General features: G+C 40.9%; 19 protein-coding genes. 11 read left to right on the top strand and 8 right to left on the bottom strand.

The features are described from left to right. Window positions 1-11 precede the first annotated feature (11 nt). Genes mreC through rodA form a run of 4 tightly spaced genes read left to right on the top strand, consistent with a single transcriptional unit; the run spans window position 12 to window position 4,536 of the window. A complete protein-coding gene (gene mreC, locus E4635_RS12135; RefSeq protein ID WP_135526967.1) occupies window positions 12-839 on the top strand; it encodes a rod shape-determining protein MreC in 828 nt (275 codons plus the stop codon). After that, complete coding sequence (locus E4635_RS12130; RefSeq protein ID WP_135526966.1) at window positions 836-1,342, top strand: rod shape-determining protein MreD; 507 nt, start codon at window positions 836-838, stop codon at window positions 1,340-1,342. Before mreC ends, E4635_RS12130 begins: the two co-directional genes overlap by 4 nt. After that, window positions 1,339-3,279, top strand: a complete 1,941-nt coding sequence (mrdA, locus tag E4635_RS12125; RefSeq protein WP_135526965.1) for a penicillin-binding protein 2 — start codon at window positions 1,339-1,341, stop codon at window positions 3,277-3,279. The genes E4635_RS12130 and mrdA overlap by 4 nt, the downstream gene beginning before the upstream one ends. Further along, entirely contained in the window at window positions 3,280-4,536 is a 1,257-nt protein-coding gene (gene rodA, locus E4635_RS12120; protein ID WP_135526964.1) for a rod shape-determining protein RodA, read from the top strand. Window positions 4,537-4,621: 85 nt separating this feature from the next. Here rodA and E4635_RS12115 read toward each other — a convergent pair whose 3' ends face one another. Beyond that, a complete protein-coding gene (locus tag E4635_RS12115; RefSeq protein WP_135526963.1) occupies window positions 4,622-5,434 on the bottom strand; it encodes a DNA/RNA non-specific endonuclease in 813 nt (270 codons plus the stop codon). Window positions 5,435-5,514: 80 nt separating this feature from the next. Between E4635_RS12115 and E4635_RS12110 the strand changes: the two genes are divergently transcribed. Continuing rightward, window positions 5,515-6,078: a hypothetical protein gene (locus tag E4635_RS12110; RefSeq protein ID WP_135526962.1), complete on the top strand. Its 564-nt coding sequence runs from the start codon at window positions 5,515-5,517 to the stop codon at window positions 6,076-6,078. Window positions 6,079-6,208: 130 nt separating this feature from the next. Here the strand turns inward: E4635_RS12110 and E4635_RS12105 are convergent, their stop codons facing one another. Then, a complete protein-coding gene (locus E4635_RS12105) occupies window positions 6,209-8,386 on the bottom strand; it encodes a carboxy terminal-processing peptidase (RefSeq protein ID WP_135526961.1) in 2,178 nt (725 codons plus the stop codon). 152 nt (window positions 8,387-8,538) lie between these two features. Between E4635_RS12105 and surE the strand changes: the two genes are divergently transcribed. The 5 genes from surE to E4635_RS12080 all read left to right on the top strand — a co-directional run bounded on the left by surE (window position 8,539) and on the right by E4635_RS12080 (window position 13,394). Continuing rightward, window positions 8,539-9,306: a 5'/3'-nucleotidase SurE gene (surE, locus tag E4635_RS12100; RefSeq protein ID WP_135526960.1), complete on the top strand. Its 768-nt coding sequence runs from the start codon at window positions 8,539-8,541 to the stop codon at window positions 9,304-9,306. A gap of 3 nt (window positions 9,307-9,309) precedes the next feature. After that, entirely contained in the window at window positions 9,310-9,582 is a 273-nt protein-coding gene (locus E4635_RS12095; protein ID WP_135526959.1) for a hypothetical protein, read from the top strand. Between the two features lie 11 nt (window positions 9,583-9,593). Continuing rightward, the gene (gene lpxB / locus E4635_RS12090) at window positions 9,594-10,724 is read left to right on the top strand and encodes a lipid-A-disaccharide synthase (RefSeq protein ID WP_135526958.1); all 1,131 of its coding nucleotides are present in this window, start codon (window positions 9,594-9,596) and stop codon (window positions 10,722-10,724) included. A 25-nt stretch (window positions 10,725-10,749) separates the two neighbouring features. After that, window positions 10,750-11,319: a C40 family peptidase gene (locus E4635_RS12085; RefSeq protein ID WP_135526957.1), complete on the top strand. Its 570-nt coding sequence runs from the start codon at window positions 10,750-10,752 to the stop codon at window positions 11,317-11,319. Window positions 11,320-11,408: 89 nt separating this feature from the next. Then, window positions 11,409-13,394, top strand: coding sequence for a ComEC/Rec2 family competence protein (locus E4635_RS12080; protein WP_246020769.1), 1,986 nt, complete (start codon window positions 11,409-11,411; stop codon window positions 13,392-13,394). A gap of 13 nt (window positions 13,395-13,407) precedes the next feature. On the opposite strand, the gene E4635_RS12075 is transcribed toward E4635_RS12080, so the two are convergent. The 6 genes from E4635_RS12075 to E4635_RS12050 form a co-directional block, all read right to left on the bottom strand. After that, window positions 13,408-13,965: a thioredoxin family protein gene (locus tag E4635_RS12075; RefSeq protein ID WP_135526955.1), complete on the bottom strand. Its 558-nt coding sequence runs from the start codon at window positions 13,963-13,965 to the stop codon at window positions 13,408-13,410. 36 nt (window positions 13,966-14,001) lie between these two features. After that, complete coding sequence (locus tag E4635_RS12070) at window positions 14,002-14,457, bottom strand: thioredoxin family protein (protein WP_135526954.1); 456 nt, start codon at window positions 14,455-14,457, stop codon at window positions 14,002-14,004. A gap of 49 nt (window positions 14,458-14,506) precedes the next feature. After that, window positions 14,507-15,991, bottom strand: a complete 1,485-nt coding sequence (locus E4635_RS12065) for a peptide MFS transporter (protein WP_135526953.1) — start codon at window positions 15,989-15,991, stop codon at window positions 14,507-14,509. 4 nt (window positions 15,992-15,995) lie between these two features. Next, window positions 15,996-17,654: a peptide MFS transporter gene (locus tag E4635_RS12060; RefSeq protein ID WP_135526952.1), complete on the bottom strand. Its 1,659-nt coding sequence runs from the start codon at window positions 17,652-17,654 to the stop codon at window positions 15,996-15,998. A gap of 77 nt (window positions 17,655-17,731) precedes the next feature. Beyond that, window positions 17,732-19,447: a peptide MFS transporter gene (locus E4635_RS12055; protein ID WP_135526951.1), complete on the bottom strand. Its 1,716-nt coding sequence runs from the start codon at window positions 19,445-19,447 to the stop codon at window positions 17,732-17,734. Window positions 19,448-19,482: 35 nt separating this feature from the next. Next, window positions 19,483-21,657 carry a S9 family peptidase gene (locus tag E4635_RS12050; protein WP_135526950.1) on the bottom strand — a complete coding sequence of 725 codons (2,175 nt, stop codon included), beginning with the start codon at window positions 21,655-21,657 and terminating at the stop codon, window positions 19,483-19,485. A 157-nt stretch (window positions 21,658-21,814) separates the two neighbouring features. Between E4635_RS12050 and E4635_RS12045 the strand changes: the two genes are divergently transcribed. After that, a complete protein-coding gene (locus tag E4635_RS12045; RefSeq protein WP_262710643.1) occupies window positions 21,815-23,143 on the top strand; it encodes a hydroxymethylglutaryl-CoA reductase, degradative in 1,329 nt (442 codons plus the stop codon). The last annotated feature ends 28 nt before the right edge of the window (window positions 23,144-23,171 follow it).

Genomic DNA, 23,171 nt, shown 5'->3' with positions numbered 1-23,171 from the left:
TAAGTAAATAAATGCAGCAAATATTTAATTTTATATTTAAAAACAGTACTCGTTTACTGTTTTTGCTGCTTTTGATAACCTCATTAGTACTCACCATCCAATCCCACTCTTACCATAGGAGCCAAGTGGTAAATTCAGCCAATATTGTAACGGGCTCGGTGTACGAACAGGTTAACGAAGTAAAAACCTATTTTAGCTTAAAGGAACAAAACGATAAGTTAGCACAGGAAAATGCCCGTTTGAGAAAAATCCTTTTCAACAAAAAAGACAGTACTTCGACGTTGGAAAAAGACAGCGTTAAAGGGTATGATAAAATCAATGTCATCCAGACAAAAGTAATCAACAACACCTATAACACTTCTGAAAATTACTTAACCATAAACAGTGGTTCCCTTCAGGGGATAAAAGCCGATATGGGAGTGGTAAACAGCCAGGGAATAGTAGGGATCATTGAAAAAACGTCCCCAAGGTACGCTACCATCTTAAGCGTCCTGAACATCAAATCAAAAATCAATGCGAAGGTTAAGCGGTCGAACCATTTCGGTTCCCTGACCTGGAATGCAAAGAATGCCGGATATGTGCAACTGACGGAAATCCCCCGTTTGGCTTCGGTTAAGAAAGGGGATACGATTGTTACCGGAGGCCGTTCAACCATTTTCCCGGAAAATATCCCGATAGGAATTATCGATAAAATATATACGGATTCGGAGACCAATTATTTTACGCTCGATGTCCGGTTATTTAACGACATGACAAATTTGAACCATGTCTATGTGATCACGAATAAGGAAAGTGACGAAATCAATAAATTAGAAGCAGAAACCAAGCCACAACAATGAATAGTGCATTGATACTCAATCTTATCAGGTTTATATTACTCCTGGCTGCGCAAATCGTTATTTTCAACAATATCGATTTATTCGGCTATATCAATCCCTATCCTTATATTTTATTTATTTTATTATATCCTGTAAATACCAATAGGGCCCGCTTGTTGATTGCCAGCTTTTTACTGGGACTGACCGTCGATTTGTTCTCCAATTCCGGAGGTGTCCATGCGGCAGCCTGTTTGATACTGGCCTATGTGCGTCCGTCATTTTTCAAATTTTCCTTCGGATTAAGCTACGAATACCAAACTATCAAGATCAATGACCGGCTTTCCCCGGAAAGATTTACTTTTATATTGATATCGATACTGACGCACCACCTGATATTGTTCCTGCTGGAATTATTCAAATTCACTTTTATCCTGGATGCGCTCCTAAGGACAATTGTTACAACACTTTTTACGTTATTAGTTAGTATTCTGATCATCTATTTATTTAAGCCAAAGAAAAAATGAGAAAGCTATTATTACCAGGTATGATTATAGTTTCTGCTATATTAATCATAGCAAGGCTTTTTTATTTACAGATTATAGACGACACTTTCAAATTAAAATCCGAAAACATATCCATCAAGATCAAGTATGACTATCCGGAACGAGGTTATATTTATGACCGGCACGGGGAATTGCTGGTAGCCAACCAGCCGTCATATGATATCATGGTGGTCCCGCGTGAAATAAAGACGTTAGACACGCTTGAGTTCTGCAATCTTTTGCACATTACCAAAGAAGATTTTATCAAGAAAATAGAAAAAGCAGTCGTGTACAGCCCAATGTTGCCGTCCGTATTTTTGGGGCAGCTCAACAAATTGGAGTATGCCGCTTTTCAGGAAAAGGAACGAAAATTTGAAGGGTTCTACATCCAGAAACGTTCCCTTCGTGATTATCAGATAGATGCCGGAGCCAATGTTTTTGGTTTTATCACCCAGGCCAACGAAGCCATCATCAAAAGGAATCCTTATTACAAAAGCGGGGATTTGTTAGGAAAACAAGGCGTTGAAGAAACATACGAAACCGAACTTCGCGGGATTAAGGGCGTAAAACACATTCAAAGAGACCGCTTCAACAGGGAAATCGGCCCTTATAAAGAAGGCCGTTTTGACACTATTGCCGTACAGGGAAAAGACATCACGCTGACCATTGACGCAGAGCTCCAAAAATATGGTGAAGCCCTGATGAAAAACAAAAGAGGTGGCATTATTGCTATTGAACCGAGTTCGGGTGAAATCCTGGCACTTGTAACTGCTCCTTCGTACAACCCAGCTATTTTAGTAGGGCGCCAACGCTCCAGGAATTACACCAAATTATACAATGATTCGTTGGCAAAACCGTTATACGACAGAAGTTTATTGGCCGAATATCCTCCGGGATCGCCTTTTAAGATCTTAACGGCGCTGGCAGGATTACAGGTCCAGGCCATTGACACGTCAAGCTCTTTTGTCTGTAACCATGGCTTCAGTTATGGCCGGGGCAGGTTTATGCGTTGCCATTGTGGCGGAGGTGTCCGTAAGCTCCACATGGGAATTGCAAAATCCTGTAATGCTTATTTTGGCAATACCTACCTGAGGACTATCAATAAATTTGCAACACCGTCAGAAGGTGTCGATGTATGGAGTGGCCACGTAAAAAGTTTCGGACTGGGACAATTCATGGGCTATGATTTGCCTACCGGCCGAAGAGGTAACATCCCAACATCCAAAACCTATCAGAAAGCCTACCCGAATGGCGGCTGGCGCGCAACAGCCATTGTTTCGAACTCCATAGGCCAGGGAGAGGTCTTGATGACCCCGATACAGTTGGCAAACATGATGGCTACCGTTGCCAATCAGGGTTATTATTATACGCCTCACATCATCAAAAAGATCAAAGGCCAGCAAATTGACAAAAAATTCAGGACCAAGCACGTCACCACTATAGATAAGAAATATTTCAAGCCTGTCATAGAAGGATTATCTGAAGTATTTAAAACCGGGACAGCTTATTTCCTAAATGTTGAAGGAATAGAAATCTGCGGAAAAACGGGGACTGCCGAAAACTTTGCCAAAATAAACGGTAAAAAAGTACAGCTGGCAGACCACTCCATTTTCGTTGCCTTTGCCCCAAAAGAAAACCCGAAGATTGCTATTGCAGTTTTAGTGGAAAACGGTGGTTTCGGATCTACAACAGCCGGGCCTATCACAACTTTGATGATTGAAAAATACATCAACAGGAAAATCACCCAGAAAGACAGGGAAAAAAGAGTACTGGAAAAAAGCCTGCAAAGCGAATACAATAAATTTACCCGTAAGTTCATTGACTCCATGTACAAACTTAAAGTGAAAAAGGATTCCGTCACAAGGGTTTTAAGCAAGAAGAAAGCAGATTCCATAAAAAAAGCGACAAAAACAGTATAAATGAAAAATCAAAGTGTTTCTAATAACATCGATTGGATAACAATATCCCTTTATGTTGCCCTAGTGACCCTGGGTTGGATGACTATCTATTCCGCAGATATGACTCCTAACTCAGCCTATTACTTTGATTTCAACCAAAATTACGGCAAGCAGCTTATTTTCATAGCCTTTACGGTTTTGCTGATTATTGTCATCCTGACCATAGACGCTAAATTTTATGAACGGTTTGCCAGTGTCTTATTTGGCTCCTCATTACTGCTGCTCGCAGGGCTCTTCCTCTTTGGGAAAACCATTGCCGGCCAGCGTTGTTGGTACGCCATCGGCGGATTTACGCTCCAACCATCAGAATTTGCAAAAGCCGCTACCGCTTTGGCCCTGGCCAAATATTTAAGCGACCCTCAAATAAACCTCAAAAACCTAAACCATCAAATCCTGGCCCTACTGATTATGGGATTGCCGATTTTATTGATCCTGCCACAGCCGGATCCTGGAAGTGCCCTGATTTTCATGATGTTTATATTGGTCCTTAACCGAGAAGGATTGCCAACCTGGTACCTATGGTCCGGTTTTGGAGCCGTGGTCTTGTTTGTAATGTCCTTGTTGCTTAAACCACAATATGTTATCCTTATCAGTTTTATCCTGGTAGCCTTACATTACTTCAAATCACGCAGGATAAACCGCAATATTATTGCAAGTGCTTTGGTATTTATTGCTATGGCAGGGTTTACACTATCGGTAGATTATGTCTTCGAAAATGTATTCAAACAACACCACAGGGACCGTTTTAATATCCTTTTGGGGAAAGAAGTCGATATGTCCGGTGTAGGTTACAATACAAATCAATCGGAAATCGCCATTGGCTCAGGAGGCTGGCTTGGAAAAGGTTACCTGGAAGGCACGCAGACCAAAGGGAATTTCGTCCCGGAACAGCACACAGACTACATTTTCACTACCGTTGGAGAAGAATGGGGATTTGCAGGTTCATCGGTACTGGTATTGCTTTTTGTCGCCTTGATCCTCCGTGTCATTTACCTTGCCGAAAATCAAAAAACCAAATTCAGCCGTGTATACGGTTATGGTGTTGCAGCGGTTTTATTCACACACTTTTTTGTTAATATTTCCATGGTTATCGGGATATTTCCTACTATTGGCGTACCCTTGCCGTTCCTTTCTTATGGCGGTTCGAGTTTATGGGGTTTTACCATTTTACTTTTTATTTTTGTAAAAATGGATGCCAATAAAGTAAACGAATGGTAATGTTTTTTTGAAGCTAATCCAGCTGTCCATTTCTATCTTTTCCTTGTTAAAGAAACAAGAAAAAGGATAACCATTCCCATCTGGGCTAGAAACTCCAGCCTTTGTAATCACTCTCCTTTTCCAATTTATTTTCAATGGGATCAGCCAACTTTGGAAAGAAATCAATTCCGGTCATTTTCTCAATCTGGTCAATGGGAACTACAAATGCATTCAGGGGTTTTTCAGAGTCTTCGTGCGGGACCAAAAAAGCAATGGCCTTGTATTCTCCCCTGGAATTGTCCAACAATATTTTATAAAAATACTTAGGCACAGCAACCGATTCCTTACCAATCGTTTTAAGCCCAGCTGTAAGTACGCCGCCCGTCACAACATAAACGCCATCATATTTCGCGGCCCAATACCTTGTTTTCTGCTCCAGCCTGCTCCAGACTCCGGCATTGAAATCTTTCAGCTGTGGGGAAATATTTGAGGTATAGAACGTTTCTTCAAAAGCTTCTCTGGAGAATCTCCTGTCTGCAGCCGGGCACAAATGGCCTTTATCATAGCCGGAACGCTTGTAGTTCTTCCAACTGGCCGAACCGCTTTCAACCTCCGGATCTTCCACAAAAAAAGGACGTTCAAAATCCGTGCGGCTTAATTCGTTTTTCTTAAGCTCATAAGCCACCCATTCGGCCTGTTCATATTTTTCACTATAGGACAGAGTATAATAGTTGTGCCTGATAATTTCGTGCGTTGTGGAAACCGGCAAATAGAAATCCCTGCCGTCCGCTACAGGCTGGATAGCTGTCAGGTCGTTTTGTGCCGGGGTTTCCTCTATCTGATTATTTTTTCGCTTAGAGCAATGCAAGGAGCTCAACAGGCAAACAAAAACAATCAAAATTTTGAAATATATTTTCATAACGCATTCAAATTATTGTAAATTTATAATGTAAATATAGATAAACTTAACAACACAAAACCCGTAAAAACATACATTCTATGAAGGGAAAATTTATGATCGCCGGTCTGGCATTATTTGCTCACCTGACCGTTATGGCACAAGAAACAACCACTGCAGCGCCGTCTAAAGAACAACTGGAATTAGCTCGCAAAAAAGATTCACTGGCAAATGTCCTTACCGTACAAAAAGAAGCGGAAAGAGCCGAAAAGGAAGCAAAGAAAGCCGCTGAAAAAGCACAGAAGGAGCAGGAAAAAAAGATCCGGGAAGAAGAAAAGCGGATAGCAGCCTCCGAAAAAGCAGCCGAAAGGATGGAGAAAGCACAAAAAAACCTGGAGAAAGAACGCGAAAGGATGGAGAAAAACCGGGAAAAAGCAGCCAAAGCCCAAAAAAACTATGAAGATGCCAAAGAGAAACTCACCGACATTGAAAAAGACATAACAAAAGACCTGGAAAAATTTGAGAAGCAGAACAAAAGAGGAAAACTCTCTCCAAATGACATCCAGAAATGGAATGAGAAGCAGGAAAAATTAAAGCGAAAAGCAGCCGACCAACGCAAAAAAATTGAAAAGGCAGCCAAGGAAGCCCAGAAATTCTCAAGATAACCAAGGCCACCATAACGGTGGTTTTTTTATACAATACTTATAAATTAGGTGAAATACTCCTGATAACAAAAAAGCTCCCGGATAATTTGTCCGGGAGCTTTTAATATTTCCGTAAAGGCAATTGCTTTTATTATGATTTGACCAATTTGTCTTTTCTGTTTTTGATATTCAGGTTGTTTTTGCTGGCAATTGTTTTTTTGACTTTGATATCACCCAAGACATTAAGAGCTTCTTCTACATAAGCATCTTTAGACAATGTTTCGTGCCAGTCCTGTCTTTTTTGGCCCAGAACCTCATCCTTTTTGATCAACTCTACTTCATCAGGCAACGAGTTGAATATCAGCTGGTTTTTATAGCTGGTGATGGCTTTGTATTTTTTGGTGATTTCCTCAATACTCGCCTGTTCCGCTTTAAACTTATTGATATTCAGGCTTACTACATTATCCTCTTTCCTGTCATTGATCCATTTCGCGTTTTCATCTATCAGCTTGAACTGATTGTTTTCAGCCAGCCTTTTTTGACTATTGGCAACAACCGCATCAAAATTCGTGATTGATTTCAAAGGCTCGTAAGGCGCTTCATCGATTTTGTCCCAAGGCATTGCATTTTCAACATCGCGCTCCCCAATTTTGATATAGGAATAACGGTCCGGGATAGCCACATCACTAGCCACACCTTCCAATTGCGTAGAACCTCCATTGATTCTATAGAATTTTTGGGTAGTCGTTTTCAAAGCCCCGAAATCACCGTAAGAACTGTTGCGTACAAACTGGTTCAGATCGATTACATTCTGAACAGTACCTTTACCATATGATTGCTTGCTTCCGATAATGACACCACGTTTGTAATCCTGGATTGCCGCTGCAAAAATTTCTGATGCAGAAGCTGAAAAATTATTAATCAGGACAACCAACGGCCCATCCCATTGCACTTTAGGGTCATGGTCATACAATACTTCTTTTTTCTTTCCTGATGATTTGATCTGAACCACCGGTCCCTCTTCAATAAACAAACCGGTAATATCCACTACGGTTTTTAAGGAACCTCCTCCGTTATCACGCAAATCCATTACAATTCCCTGGACTCCGGCTTTTTTAAGTTTTTCCACTTCCAGGGCTACGTCTTTACCGGCATCACGATTGTCGTTGTTTTCAAAATCAATGTAGAATTTCGGCAGGTAGATTACTCCGTATTTGATACCGTTTTTCTCTACTACACTTGATTTCACATAGGTTTCCTCTATTTCCACGATATCCCTGATGATAGATATGATCTTGATGGAACCATCAACCTTTTTAACCGTCAGTTTTACTTCGGTCCCTTTTGGTCCTTTGATTTTCTTAACCACATCATCCAGGCGCATCCCGACAACTTCAACAGGTTCGCCGTTTCCTTGCGCTACTTTCAGGATAACATCTCCTTGCTCCAATTCTTTTCCTCTCCATGCCGGCCCGCCGGAAATCAATTCGGATATTTCCGTAAAATCGTTTTTCTTTTGTAATCGGGCTCCGATACCTTCCAGCTTACCGCTGATACTGATGTCGAATTTTTCCTTTTCTTCAGGAGCGAAATAAAAAGTATGCGGGTCATATTGTGTAACCACAGCATTCACAAATACTTCAAACCAGTTTTCACGATCCAGGTCCTCAATAAAATCAAAATAGTCGTTCAACGATTTTGAAGTAGATTCCCTTGCCTCTTTCTCCAATTGCGTAAAGGTTTTTGGAGTGTATTTAGGATCTTTGAGTTTTTTGTCTTCTTCCAGCTTTTGCTTGTCCAGTACTGTTGCCAAAACGGACAGCTTCATTTGAAGTCTCCATCTGGTTTTCAGTTCGCTGTAATTTTTGGCAAAAGCATTCTTATCGGAATCCAGGTTGATCGTTTCATCCGTAGTAAAATCATAGGGTTTGTCATTCAAAGCCTTATAGACCACTTTCGCTTCCTGCATTCTTTTTTGCAGGCGCTGGTAGGTCAATTCGAAAAATGTCAGGTCTTTGCTCTTGATCAGGTCGTCAATTTGATTTTCATAGACCTTGAACTCTTCAATATCCGACTCCACAAAGAACCTTTTGGAAGGATCCAATGCATCGAGGTAGTCTTTATAAACACCACGAGAAAACTTATCATCCATAGCAATCGGATCATAATGCCCTTTTTCAATGACAAACGAAATTAAGTCCAAAAGCATTTTGTCCTTTTCAGGATCACCTTGGTTTTTCGGAACAAAACTCCACAGCGTTGCCGAGATAGCAACTATCAATACGATTATCTTATAATTCTTTTTCATAAAAGTCCAGATTGCATTCATAATATTCAACTAATGTACATAAAAAACCATGCCAAAAACATCTTGTCTGCATAATTTTTTGTTAAACATGTAAAATTAACTTCTTCCGCATAAAAATGCTTATTTTAGCCATATTTTTTCATATTAAATTTCATACATCATTTTTCAGACGAATGAAAAAACCATTAATTTTAGTCACCAACGACGACAGTATTTCGGCTCCGGGAATCCGTGCACTTATTGAAGTAATGAACGAATTAGGGACCGTGGTCGTGGTCGCGCCGGACAGCCCCCAAAGTGCCATGGGCCATGCCATTACCATAAACAGCATGCTACACCTGAATAAAGTTTCTGCAGAAGGTGCCGCCATTACGGAATACACCTGCTCCGGGACTCCTGTCGATTGTGTCAAATTTGCGGTAAACGAGATCTTGAAACAAAAACCGGACTTATGTGTTTCCGGGGTGAACCATGGCTCGAATTCCTCGATAAATGTCATTTATTCCGGAACGATGAGTGCTGCCGTAGAAGCGGGTATTGAAGGCATCCCGGCCATCGGGTTTTCGCTGTTGGATTATGACTGGAATGCTGATTTTGAAACCTTTAAACCGTATATCAAACAAATTGCTTTAGAAGTTTTAGAAAAGGGATTGCCTGAGAATGTCGTTTTGAATGTCAATTTTCCCAAAAAGAAAAAAAACGAGTTAAAAGGCATCAAAATATGCCGTCAGGCGAAAGCGATCTGGGCGGAAAAATTCGACAAGCGGAAAACCCCGCAAGGAAAGGATTATTATTGGCTTACCGGGGAATTCATCAATCTGGACAAGGGCCAGGACACTGACGAATGGGCTTTGGGACAAGGATATATTTCCATAGTACCTGTTCAATTTGACATGACGGCGCACCATGCCATCCAACAATTAAACAACTGGAATCTTTAAAAAATGAAAAAAACAGATTTACTTATCGGTACCGTTATAGGGTTTATCGCCACTTTTTTAGGCGTTTACCTTTACCTTCAATTTTTTATGCACTACGATTTTTCAAATGGGATCTCAGGTTTAAAAAGCCAGGACATTTTAGGAAAAGTGATCACTCTTGGAGCGATTTTAAACATTATTGCTTTTTTCATTTTATTGAAAATGGACAAAGAACTGATGGCCCGCGGTGTTGTTTTGGCCACGATCCTGCTCACTATACTTACATTATTTGTTTAAAACGATAACAGATGAAATATTATATTATTGCCGGTGAGGCTTCAGGCGACCTGCACGGAGCGAATTTAATGAAGGGCATCCTTGCAGAAGACCCGCAGGCTGAAATCCGTTTTTGGGGTGGTGATTTAATGCAGAAGGCCGGCGGTACTTTGGTAAAACATTACCGGGACCTGGCTTTTATGGGTTTTGCAGAAGTCGTCATGAACCTGAAAACCATTTTGAACAACATCAAAATTTGCAAAGCCGATATTGCTGATTTCCAACCGGACGCCTTGATTTTCATTGATTATCCGGGTTTCAATATGCGGATTGCGAAATGGGCCAAGAACCTGGGCATGAAAACCTATTATTATATTTCTCCGCAAATATGGGCCTGGAAAGAGAACAGGATAAAAGCCATAAAACGCGATGTAGACAAAATGTATGTCATCCTTCCTTTTGAAAAAGATTTTTACGAAAAGAAACATCATTTCCCGGTAGCATTCGTGGGTCATCCGCTAATCGATGCCATCCATAACAGCCCGGAAACAGACGCGTTGCAATTCAGGAAGGATAACCATCTGGATGAAAAACCGATTATTGCCCTTTTGCCGGGAAGCCGAAAGCAGGAAATTTCAAAAATGCTTTCCGAAATGCTTTCCGTTATACAATATTTCCCGGAATACCAGTTTGTAATTGCCGGGGCTCCTAGCCAGGAATTCTCCTTTTACGAGCAGTTTTTAACCAACGACCAGGTTCATTTCATTTCCAACAAAACCTACGGATTATTAAGTGTTTCGCATGCCGCGCTTGTAACTTCCGGCACGGCAACCCTTGAAACGGCCTTGTTCAAAGTCCCTGAAGTTGTCCTGTACAAAGGGAATTGGTTTTCGTACCAAATCGCCAAACGGATCATTACCTTAAAATACATTTCGCTTGTCAATTTGATTATGGATAAAGAAGTCGTGGCTGAATTAATCCAGGAAGACTGCAACCCTAAAAAAATCAAAACCGAATTGGAAAAAATCCTGGATCCTGCTTACCGGAGCCAGCTCCTGGCCGAATATGAAGTCCTGGAAACAAAATTAGGAGGCGAAGGTGCAAGCAATAAAACCGCAAAACTTATCGTTAAAGATGTAGCCTCAAAAACAAAACCGGCATAACCGGCAGCTTTTTTAATTATTCGGGATGACTTATAAAACACTTTTTGCTTTTTTTGCCATAGCCATACTGCTGAGCAGTTGTAAAACCGGTTCTTCTATAGTAACTTCAAAAAGCGAGGCACAAAAAAGAGGCATTTATAAAGACCCGCACGGAAAAATCTCTTCCGGAAAGAGCGCAGGTGAAAAATCCAAAAACGCAACAAACCGGGAATCGGCAACTTCGGAGAAATTAATTCGGACAGCCACGCATTACCTGGGCGTGAAATACAAGACGGCCGGCACAACGGAAGAAGGCATGGATTGTTCAGGGTTGATGATCGCTACTTTCAATAATTTCAACATCAAACTACCCAGGACATCAAACGAAATGTCTAAAACCGGTGAGGAAATCGACAAATCCGAAGCAAAAAAAGGCGACCTGATTTTTTTCCGGACCAACGGCAAAAGCGTCATAAACCATGTGGGGATGATTACCGAAATTAATGATGATGAAATAAAATTCATCCATTCTTCCACGCAAAAAGGCGTTATCATTTCTTCCACAAAAGAATCCTATTACGCCAGGACTTTCGCCCAAATAAACCGCATACTGTAATAGCGACTATTTTTCTTACATTTTTTTAGTATCTTGCTCTCATGAAGGTATTAAAATTTCCGGTTGTACGAATCACAACCTGGTTTATCATGGGCATAATCACAGCCTATTATTCGAAATTCAGCAGTAGTATCGGCTTTGGTTTGCTTGGCGTATCCGGGATCGCATTTGGGGTTGCCTATATACAAAACCGTAAGGAATACCGGCCGAAACCTCTCTTTTCCATCTGTCTGTATAGTTTGTTTTTCTGCATCGGGATCACAACAACCATTATCCATAACGATACTAACAAGAAAGATCATTACATGCACAATTCGGCTACTTTTGAGAACAGGCATTCCATTCGGGTTTTGATTCGGGAAAAATTAAAAAACTCTACAAAAAATACCCGCTATATTGCTGAAATAAAACAGGTTGACCATACGCAGCAGAGCGGCAAAATCCTGTTGAATATAAAAAAAGATACGGATAGTAAAGAATTTATCCCCGGAACCGAACTCCTGATCAGAGGGCAATTGGCCCTAAATTTCAAACCCGGCAATCCGGACCAGTTTGATTATGGCCGCTATCTGGAAACCAAAGGCATTTACGCTCAAATGTTTACAAAAAAACGTGAATTGACAGTCAATCCTGAACTAACAAAAGACGTTTGGTATTATACTTCGGAGTTTCGGAATACCATCATTGGGAACCTGTCCAAAAACGGGTTTAAAAAGAAAGAACTTGCCGTGGTTACCGCTTTGATTTTAGGCCAGCAACAGGATATTTCCCCGGAAGTCCTCCGGGATTACCAATATGCAGGCGCAGTCCATATATTATCTGTTTCCGGATTGCATGTCGGTTTTATACTGCTCCTGGTGACTTTTCTCCTAAAACCACTGCCTAAAAACAAATGGGGAAACACCATTCGGTTTACAATCGTACTGATTTCCCTATGGCTTTTTGCATTGGTTGCCGGATTGGCGCCGTCTGTTGTCCGGTCTGCCACAATGTTCAGTTTCCTGGCTATGGGAATGCTCCTTAACCGGGAAACCAATACCTATCATACTCTTATTGTTTCGTTGTTCTTGATTTTGCTGGCTGAGCCGTTGTTTTTATTTGATGTCGGTTTTCAGTTAAGTTACATCGCTTTGTTTTTCATCCTTTGGCTACAGCCTAAACTCAAGGCGCTTTGGCAGCCGGAAAACAAAATCGCGGTTTATTTTTGGGATATCCTTACGGTTTCATTTGCCGCACAGATTGGGGCATTTCCTTTAAGTATTTATTATTTCCATCAATTCCCGGGTTTGTTTTTTGTAACGAATGTAGTGCTGATTCCTTGTTTATCAGTGGTTATGGCTTTAGGAGTGCTTTTAATGGTCCTAGCTTATTTTGATATTGTCCCGATAGTATTATCCAAAACTGTGGAATTTTGCATTACGATCATGAACGGTTTTATCAAATGGGTGGCTTCGGTTGAAAGTTTCGTCATCAAAGACATCCCTTTATCATTTTCTTTGCTTCTTTTGGCTTACTTGGCCCTGATTAGTTGGATTTTGTGGTTCAGCAAACCTTCTTTCGGCAAAATCACTTTTGCCACTTGCTGTATACTACTTTTCCAGGCCGTGATTATCGGTACGCATTGGACCGAGGAAAACAAAGAAGAATATATTGTGTTTAATACCCCTAAGAAAACCATCATGGCACAACGTAGCGGTAAGAAGATCGTCCTTTTTACGAATGACAGCTTGCCGGAAAACAGTTTTGAAAGGAAAATGGTCCAATCATACGCAACCGCCCATTTCTGTACAATAGAATCTGTAAAGAAACTTAAAAACACGTATTTTTCCCATAATACCAAAACGTTGGTCATCGATAAATCTGGGATTTACAATACTTCGGGCCAGGCGGATGTCATTCTTTTGAGGGAATCACCTAAAATAAACCTGGAAAGATTGCTCATGGTACAAAAACCGCAAATAATTATCGCCGATGCTTCCAATTATAAAAGCTATGTAACGACATGGAAGGAAACCTGCAGGCATAAAAAAATCCCTTTTCACAGTACATATGAAAAAGGATTTTATAGTTATTGAATCCCTGGGATCCTTATGATTTTTTGGACGTTTTCTCCTCTTTGGATTTTTCCTTCTGTTGTGTTTTGTATTGCGTGATCATACCATCAACCGATTCGGTAAAAACTTTCGGGCCTCCGTTTAAATAACCGGTCTTACCAATTGGGTTTATCGTGTATTTATTGGTGGTTTTATCCATTTCCATAGTAAAAACCCAAATGGTCGGGAATCCCTGCACCTGGAAAAACTGCAATAATGAATTGTTTTGAGCTTTCAATTTTTCGTCCAGGGCTTTATTCCTTGGAAAATCCAATTCCAGCAATACGACATTCTTGTCTGACCATTCCTTAAATTCCGGCGTATTGAAGACTTCCCTGGCTAATTTATGGCACCATCCGCACCAATCGCTTCCGGTAAAATTAGCAAAAATAGGCCTCCCTGTTTTTTTAGAGATTTTTTGGGCATCTTCCAGGTTAGTCAACCAGACAAGCTCGGTCCCTTCTGCTTTGTTTGCCTTTGGAGCATGAAATGGAGTTAACCATAAAACGATCAGTAACGGAACTGAAAACAAGGCATATTTAAAATTGTTCATATATTCAAAATTTATGGTTAAAAACTATTTTATTGATTATCGTAAATCGCTTAATAATTGCTCCGGTGTCCTGTACCCTACAATTGATGTTTGAACGCTTCCTGTCTTGCCAATAACAAAAATGGACGGATACTGCTGCACTTTTAGGAACTTTGTCAAATCGTGCGCGCTGTTCCTTCCTTTCCTGTTCGGGTCATAGCCAGGATTTGTATATGTGGTGCCCTGGTAATTTACAGAAGAATTCCCTTCGGCGTTAAACTTCACGGCATAATAATTCTTATTGATAAAATCAGCAACCGCAGCATCATGAAAGGTATTGGCATCCATCATCTTACACGGCCCGTACCAATCTGTATATACATTCATAAGGATAGGCTTTGGGTTCTTCTTTTGTTTGGCCAATGCTTCATCCAGTGACATCCATCTAATCTCCTGCGCTTGTATTGATAAGGTTCCTAGCAACAAAAACAGTGCTAAAAGTATTTTCTTCATGAGTATTTTTTTTATATAAATATCAAAAACAATGCCGAAGTTACAAATTTTATTTCACTCCCTGCATTAGTTTTTTTATCATTGGGCTTGCCACAATCAAAATAATCCCGGCTACCAAAGAATATACAGCCAATTGATAATACCCTTCGGTATAGGACTGCAATTTGGAAAGCAAGGTCGCCCCTTCGTTTGACCTTGAGATTTCAGCGCCCAGTTTACCGGCTGCCAATTGCCCGAAAGCACTGGCAAGGAACCACAATCCCATCATCATCCCGAATAATTTTTTCGGGGCCAGTTTGGTAATGATCGACATCCCGATAGGTCCTAAACATAACTCTCCGATAGTTGTGACAAAGTATGCAAAGGTAAATACATTCAAAGAAGTTATCCCTTCGGCATTGGCAAAAAACTTAGTATAATAAAAGATATAAAACGAGGCGGAAAGGAATAAAAACCCGATTCCGAATTTTATCAAGGTGTTCGGTTCCAGTTTTATCTTGGCAAGCCACAGCCACAACAATCCGATTATTGGACTTAAGACCACTACAAACAGTGTATTGGAACTATTGTTTACCACATTAGGATCAATGTTGAAGAACAATAGATTATGGCTCAGATTATCTTTGGCAAACAACGAAAGCGACCCGCCGCTCTGCTCATAAATCGCATTAAACAAAAAGTAGAAGAAGATGAACAGGAAGGCCGCCATAAGTTTCTTCTGCACACTCGTATTCCCTGTTTTGATGACTTCATACATAAAATAAGCCACCGCAATTATACCGATGGAATACATGAAATAATCCGTATAATCCGTATTTTTTACCATGATAAAAATCAAAGGTATACTCAACAACGACCCTAAATAAACCGAAATCTCCCTGATTTTACGTTTCGAATCCGGAAGTGCCAATAACGGAGAATCCCCGATTGGACCAAGGTGTTTTTTGGTAAACAAGAAGGTAAGCAGCCCTAAAGTCATTACGATGGCGGCTGCAAGAAAGCAAAGTGACCATGAATAGTATTTCCCTAAATAAATACACAGGGCTCCGCCCAGCAATCCACCGATATTTATCCCAGCGTAAAACATTCCGTAGCCGGCATCTCTCCTTCCGTCGCCTTCGTGGTACAATTCCCCAACCATGGAAGAAATATTCGGTTTAAAGAAACCTGTCCCGATAATGGAAAAGGCAATCCCGAAATAAAACAACTGCTGTGGTGCAAAAGCAATCAACAAATTCCCTAAAATCATCACCATCCCTCCAAAAAACAAAGACTTCCTGAATCCTAAAACCTTGTCTGCAAATATCCCTCCGATAAAAGTAAAAGCATAAACAAAAGCCTGGATTGCACCGTATTGCAGGTTTGCAGCATCGTCTTTAAGCAGCAACTGGTCTACCATAAAAAAAGTAAGTACGCCCCGCATCCCATAGAAGCAAAAACGCTCCCACATCTCTACGGTAAATAGATACCAAAGCTGTTTTGGGTACTTCCCTTCAAAATCCTGAATTTGTTCAATTGTTAATTTATTTTCCATGTTTTTAATTTATTCCTTTTTCTTTCATTACTTTATTCAACTGTTTCAGCAAGGCAAACATCAGAAGGGTCGCAAAAAGCAGCAACCCGAAATTTACCCAGAAGAAATCCGCTTTATTTTCATAGGTATCCCACATACTGGCCAGGACACCGCTTAATTTATTTCCTATTGACGTAGCCAGGAACCATCCTCCCATCATTAAAGATGTGATGTTTGCCGGGCTTAGTTTGGACACTATCGACAATCCCATCGGGCTTAAGAACAATTCCCCTATGGTTATTACCCCATAATTTGCCACCAGCCACCAAACGCTTACTTTCTGGGTTCCGTTATCGCCCATTTTGACAGCAGCGACCATCACTAAAACCGACAAGGCGGAAATGAGTAATCCGAAAGCGATTTTGGTAGGCGTGCTCGGTTCCTTTTGCCTGTTGCGCAAAAAAGTAAAAAAAGCAACGACCAATGGTGTGAGTACAATGACCCAGAACGGGTTGATCGACTGGCTGAGATTGGTAGCCCAAAGGCTTATTTTAGATCCTTCAGCCGGTTTTTTGTTTTCGGCCACATTCCTGAAATATAAAGGATAATTGACTTCTTTCTGTACAATCCCGTTTTCTTTCTGAAGGCGGAAATTTTCATCGTACAATTCGATGGAATCTTTTTTGAATTCGACTTCCTTGGATAGTTTCAACCCGCTGAACACCGATTCTGAAACGCCAGTCAGCTCTCTGTCTGTATAACGGTCTGCCCAGGTTGTCAAAGCCGAACCGTTCAATTTAAATACAGCCCAGAAAAGAATTACTACCGCAAAAATAGCCAATAAAGCACCGATAGGCCTTTTGTCCTGTTCTTTCGCCTTGAAATACAAACTTCCGTAAAAGAATATAACGGGTATGCAGGCAAAAATAAAGGCATCCGTGCTATCGGAACCGAAAATGTAACTGTCCGGATTGGCATCTGAAGCCACACCTTTAAGCATCCACCCAATCACCCCGAAAACAACAGAAGGCACCAGGATGAAAGCCACAATCTTCCAGAAAGGCATATCCCCTTCCTGCACTCCTTTTTTCTCGTCCTTGCCAACATAATGTTTGGTTCCTAACATAAAAACCATAACACCTATCAGCATCCCTACTCCAGCCGCCGCAAAAGCCCACGACCAGCCGTAAGCGTTATAGAGCACGGCACCGAAGAAATTACAGATCGTAGCCCCAAGATTGATTCCCATATAAAATATGTTGTACCCTTCGTCTTTCTTTTCTTTAAACTTTTCTTCATTATAGAAATTCCCAAGCAACGTGGAAATATTCGGCTTGAAGAAACCATTTCCTACAATGACAAAGGTCATCGCGACATACAACATGGTAATGCTGTGGATTCCCATCATAAAATAACCGGCAGACATGAGGATACCTCCAATGATAATCGATTTTCGATAGCCCAGGTAACGGTCTGCGACAAGGCCTCCGATAAATGGCGTTAAAAAAACCAGTGCGATGTAAGTCCCGTATAGGTCGGCGGCTTCTTTTTCGGTCATGGCGAATCCTGTCTGCACATCTTTTAGGTACAGCGTAAAAATCCCAATCATCAGATAATAACCGAAACGCTCCCACATTTCAGACAAAAACAAATAAGGCAACGCTTTCGGGTGAGTTTTCCACATAATTTTCCTGGTATTAAAATAAAAAGCCTGCAACAACGTTACAGGCTTGAAAGATATAAAAATATTTTTTAATAGAGTTATTGTACTCCGTTCATCATTTTCTTTAAACGCGGAGAGAGTATTGCCAAGATTACAGCTGCAATACCACAAAGAACAACAAATACCATGAAGAATTCATATAAATTATGGATTTCAAACCCTGCAAATGAAGTATTTGCGAGAGGCAATTGCTCTTTTTCAAATAAAGCAACCTGCTCAGGGGTTAGCGTTATCTTCTTATCCAATACATCCTGAAGGTTTACTCCTAATTTTGATGCTTTTGCAAACTTATCTCCTGTTGCAGGGATAATAGCTCCTAATGAACCCGCCAAAGCATATCCGGCAGCATTTGAAATAAAGAATACACCATAAAGCAACGATGCAAATCTTTTAGGGGCCAATTTACCTACCAATGACAATCCGATAGGAGATAAACAAAGCTCACCCATAGTTTGGATTAAGTATAATAACATCAACCATTTAATGGCTAATAATCCCGAGTTGCCCAAATCTTTTACGTTATGCGCAATGATAAAATAACTTAAAGCGATCAAAGCAAGACCAATTGCTTGTTTTAGGGGAGAAACCGGCTCTTTATCTTTGGCTCTTAATTTATCCCATAACAAACTGAAAGGCAAAGCCAATGCGACTACGAATAACCCATTAAAAATCTGCACCATGGAAGGAGGCATGTCCCAACCGAAGATATGTCTGTCCGTTTGATTGTCAGCAATGAACGTCAATGAAGAACCTGCCTGTTCAAATGCTGCCCAGAAAAATATTATAAAGAAAGATACGATGTAAATTACCCATATTCTTTGTCTTTCCACTTTATTTTCTGCAGAACTCATAATTAAATACGCTAAGGCAATACCGGCAGAATAGATAAATGGATAGATAATCCCTTTAATCAACTGGCCCATTTCTACAGAAGTAACACCAAATTCACCCACTAATAAATATCGGAAAACAAAAAACAGAGCCGCAAATAATGCAATAGCAATACCAATTGATTTACCTGTAAAATGTGCCGTTTGCGTTTCACCATCCTCAAAATCTTCGGTAGTATTGTGTTTTGGCAATCCTCCAATAGGCCTTCCTTCAGGAGTCACTACATATTTATTCTTAAGGATAAAGAACGTTATTGTCCCGATGATCATGGCAATAGAAGCGGCAAGGAAACCCCACTTGAATGCAAAGATATCCCTTACACCCGCATCATCTTTTACATCTCCTAAATAAGGACAGATGAATTGACCCAAAAATGCCCCAATATTGATCCCCATATAAAATATGGTAAAGGCAGAATCCAGTTTGCTTTTTTCTTGTTTTGGATACAAACTTCCTACCATACTGGAAATATTCGGCTTGAAAAATCCGTTACCGAAAATAATAATAAACAAAGCCAACCACATAAAAGTTTTGGCACCTCCTAAGTTAGTCGAAAATGTTGAAGCGCTTAAAAACAATAAAAACTGGCCCACGGCCATCATCATTCCGCCAAGCATGATACAGTTTCTGTTCCCGAAGAATCTGTCCGAGATAAAACCTCCTAAAAGCGGTGTTAAATAACATAAAGCTAAAAACCCACCATAAATAATTGCTGAATCAGCTTCTTTTATCAATAGAGAATTTACCATAAACAATGTAAGCAATGCTCTCATTCCATAGAAATTGAACCGTTCCCACATCTCCGTTCCGAATAGTACCCAAAGCCCTTTTGGATGTCCTTTTTTTACTGTTGTTTCACTCATTTTATTGTTTTTGGTTAGTAAAATATTTAAAAAAATTATAGTTTCTCTTTGATGAAATTCGTCATTTTGGTATACAATTGCAAACGCGTTTTCCCGCCGTAAATACCGTGGTTTTTGTCCGGATAGATCGCCATATCGAATTGTTTGTTGGCCTGTACAAGGGCTTCCACCATTTTCATAGTGTTCTGCACATGCACATTGTCATCCCCGCTTCCATGGATCAGAAGGAAATTCCCTTTCAGCTTGCTCACATGGTTAATCGGTGAATTGTTATCGTAACCGCTGGCATTTTCCTGCGGCGTCTGCATATATCTTTCGGTGTAAATGCTATCATAATACCTCCAGCTCGTTACCGGGGCAACGGCAATGGCGGTTTTAAAAACATCGGCACCCTGGAAAATACAATTCGAAGCCATGAAACCTCCATACGACCAGCCGAAAATACCGATTCTTGATTTATCCACATACGCATAGCTTCCGAATACTTTTGCTGCTTCGATCTGGTCTTCCACTTCAAATTTCCCTAATTCCTTTTGGGTGCATTTCTTGAATTCGGCTCCTTTAAAACCAGTACCGCGTCCGTCCACGCAAGCCACAATGTAACCTTGTTCGGCCAACATCATAAACCAATAATCGTCGGAACTGTTCCAGTCGTTATTTACCTGTTGCGATCCCGGGCCGGAATATTGATACATGAATACAGGATATTTTTTGGAAGCATCAAAATTTTTCGGTTTGATCATCCAGGCATTTAATTTATTACCTTTTGAAGTCGTTACCTCGAAAAATTCTTTGGAAGGCAAATCGTAGTATTTGGACAATTTCGTTTCCAAAGCATCATTGGAAACAATCGTCTTGATCAATTTTCCTGTGGAGGATTCGTTCAACGTAAACCTCGGCGCGTTTTTAGCACTCGAAAACGAATTAATGAAATATTGGAAATTAGGGCTGAAAGTCGCATTGTTTGTACCGGTCATGGAAGTTAGGCGGGTTTTAGCGGTCCCGTTGAGCTTGATGCTGTACACATCACGGTTAATAGAACCGTTCTCTACCGACTGGTAATAAATAGTCCCTGATTTTTCATCGAAACCATAGTAACTGGTCACTTCCCAGTTCCCTTTCGTGATCTGGTTTTTCAGCTTCCCGTTTTTATCGTAATGGTAAATATGGTTAAACCCGTCTTTTTCGGAAGTCCAGATAAAACTGTTGTCTTTTAAAAAGGTCAGGTTATCGGTCACATCTACATAAGCTTTGTCCTTTTCGTTCAGCACCACTTTGGCTACTCCCGAATTACCGTCAACAAACAGCAGGTCAAGATTGTCCTGATGGCGGTTGAGCACCTGGGCACATAACGTATTGGCTTCGTTGGTCCATTGCATCCTGGCGATATAGAAATCATTGTAATTCCCTAAATTGATTTTCTTTGTAGTTCCTGTTTTCACATCATAGATATGCAGGGAAACAACCGCGTTCTTCTCTCCCGCTTTCGGATATTTGAAAGTATCTTTTGTTGGGTACAACCCTTGCAGGTACATATCCATGGAGAATTCAGGAACGTCAGTTTCATCAAAACGGATATAGGCAATTTTGTCGTTTGCAGCATTCCAGTCGAAAGCACGTACAAAAGAAAACTCTTCTTCATAAACCCAATCCGTAACACCGTTGATAACGGCATTTTTCTTTCCGTCTGTCGTAATCTGGGTCTGTTTTTTTGAAGCTATATCATACACATACAAATTATTCTGGTAGGCATATCCAACCTTGGTTCCATCAGGAGAAAAAGTCGGTTCCTGCACTTTATGGTCCGCTAATTTTGTCAGCGTTTTGGACGCCGTATCGTAAATGAAATAGTCCGCAACGAACGAATGGCGGAAAATCTGGTCCGAATTATTGGCGATCAGGATTTTCTTTTCGTCTTTACTGAACGTATAACTGTCAACCCCTTCCAGTTCCGGGAAATTTTTGGAATCAATAAGGGTCGAAACCTTGTTTAAGGTAGCGAAGTCATACAAATCGATTTGCGAAGAATTAGAAGCCCTGTCTGCATTGAGTACAGTGTACTGGTTGGTGTTCTTCATCGCTTCCAATTCGGTCATTCCCTGCGTCCTGAAAGCGCCGCTCCATATTTCCTCAAGTGTAATTTTTTGTTGTCCTATCGCTGAAAACGAAGCAAATAAGAGAAATAAAAGTAATTTTTGTACTATTTTCATGTGATGTAATGATAAAAAACGCCCAATTTTAGTGAAAAAATAGCACATAACCTCATTAAATTTTGTTAAATGCAGAATCAGGCCTCTTAAAAATTAATTTCAGCAACGATTTCGGGCCAAAAATTGAACTTCAACCCTTATATTTGCATCTCAATTAATACAAGTCAACATGACAAAAGCCATTGCGGGATTTTCGAAATTATCGAAGGAAGAAAAAATCAACTGGATCGCTTCGACCCATTTTGCAGACGCTGACCAAGCGATAGAAACAATCAGAAAATACTGGAATTCCGATGCTGATTTGCAAAAACTGCACGACGAATTCATCGAAAACACCCTGACCAATTTTTACTTGCCTCTTGGCGTGGCCCCAAATTTTGTCATCAATGGAAAAAACCACACCATTCCGATGGCCATCGAAGAAAGCTCCGTAGTGGCCGCAGCCAGTAAATCTGCTAAATTCTGGGCTTCCAGAGGCGGATTTAAAGCGACGGTTTTAAATTCCGAAAAAATCGGCCAGGTCCATTTTATCTTTCAGGGAGACGCAGTGAAACTACAGGATTTTTTCACCCAGGTCAAGCCAAAATTGTTCTCCCAAACCGAAAGCATCACTAAAAACATGCAAAAACGCGGCGGCGGCATTTTGGATATCGAATTGCGCGACAAAACTGCCGAACTGGAAAACTACTACCAGCTCCATGCCACTTTTGAGACCAAGGATTCCATGGGCGCCAATTTCATCAATTCCTGCCTGGAGCAGTTTGCCAAAACACTGAAGGAAGAAGCCCAGCTGTTTGCCGCTTTTTCCGAAACAGAAAAAAACATACAGGTCGTAATGAGCATTTTATCGAATTACGTCCCTAATTGCATTGTCCGGGCCGAAGTTTCCTGTCCGGTCGAAGATTTAAAAGAAGAAAAAAACATTTCCCAGGAAGAATTTGCCGAAAAATTCGTCCGGGCCGTAAAAATCGCCGAAATAGAACCCTATCGCGCCGTTACCCACAATAAAGGGATTATGAACGGGATAGACGCCGTGGTGTTAGCCACCGGGAATGATTTCAGGGCCGTTGAAGCCGGTGTCCACGCTTATGCTTCCCGAGATGGCAGGTATTCCAGCCTTTCGCACGCCAAAGTCGAAAACGGGATCTTTACCTTCTGGATGGAAATCCCTCTGGCGCTAGGAACCATCGGCGGGCTGACCTCATTACACCCGATGGCCAAAATGGCACTCGAAATGTTAGGAAAACCATCCGCGCACGAATTAATGGAAATTGTCGCCGTAGCCGGATTGGCCCAGAATTTCGCCGCTTTGCGTTCCCTGACAACCACCGGAATCCAACAAGGGCACATGAAAATGCATTTGATGAACATCCTGAACCAATTCCAGACCACCGAAAACGAACGCAAACAAGTGCTGAAGCATTTCGAAAAACATACGGCATCGCATTCGGCGGTAGTTGATTTTATTGAAAACCTGAGAAAATAAAAATCAGGAGCTATTTCCCGCTATCCAT

It is taken from the genome of Flavobacterium humi, assembly GCF_004745595.1.
Classification (GTDB): Bacteria; Bacteroidota; Bacteroidia; order Flavobacteriales; family Flavobacteriaceae; genus Flavobacterium; species Flavobacterium humi.
The sequence above is the reverse complement of the archived record's forward strand: the minus strand, read 5'-3'. Positions and strand labels throughout refer to the sequence as shown.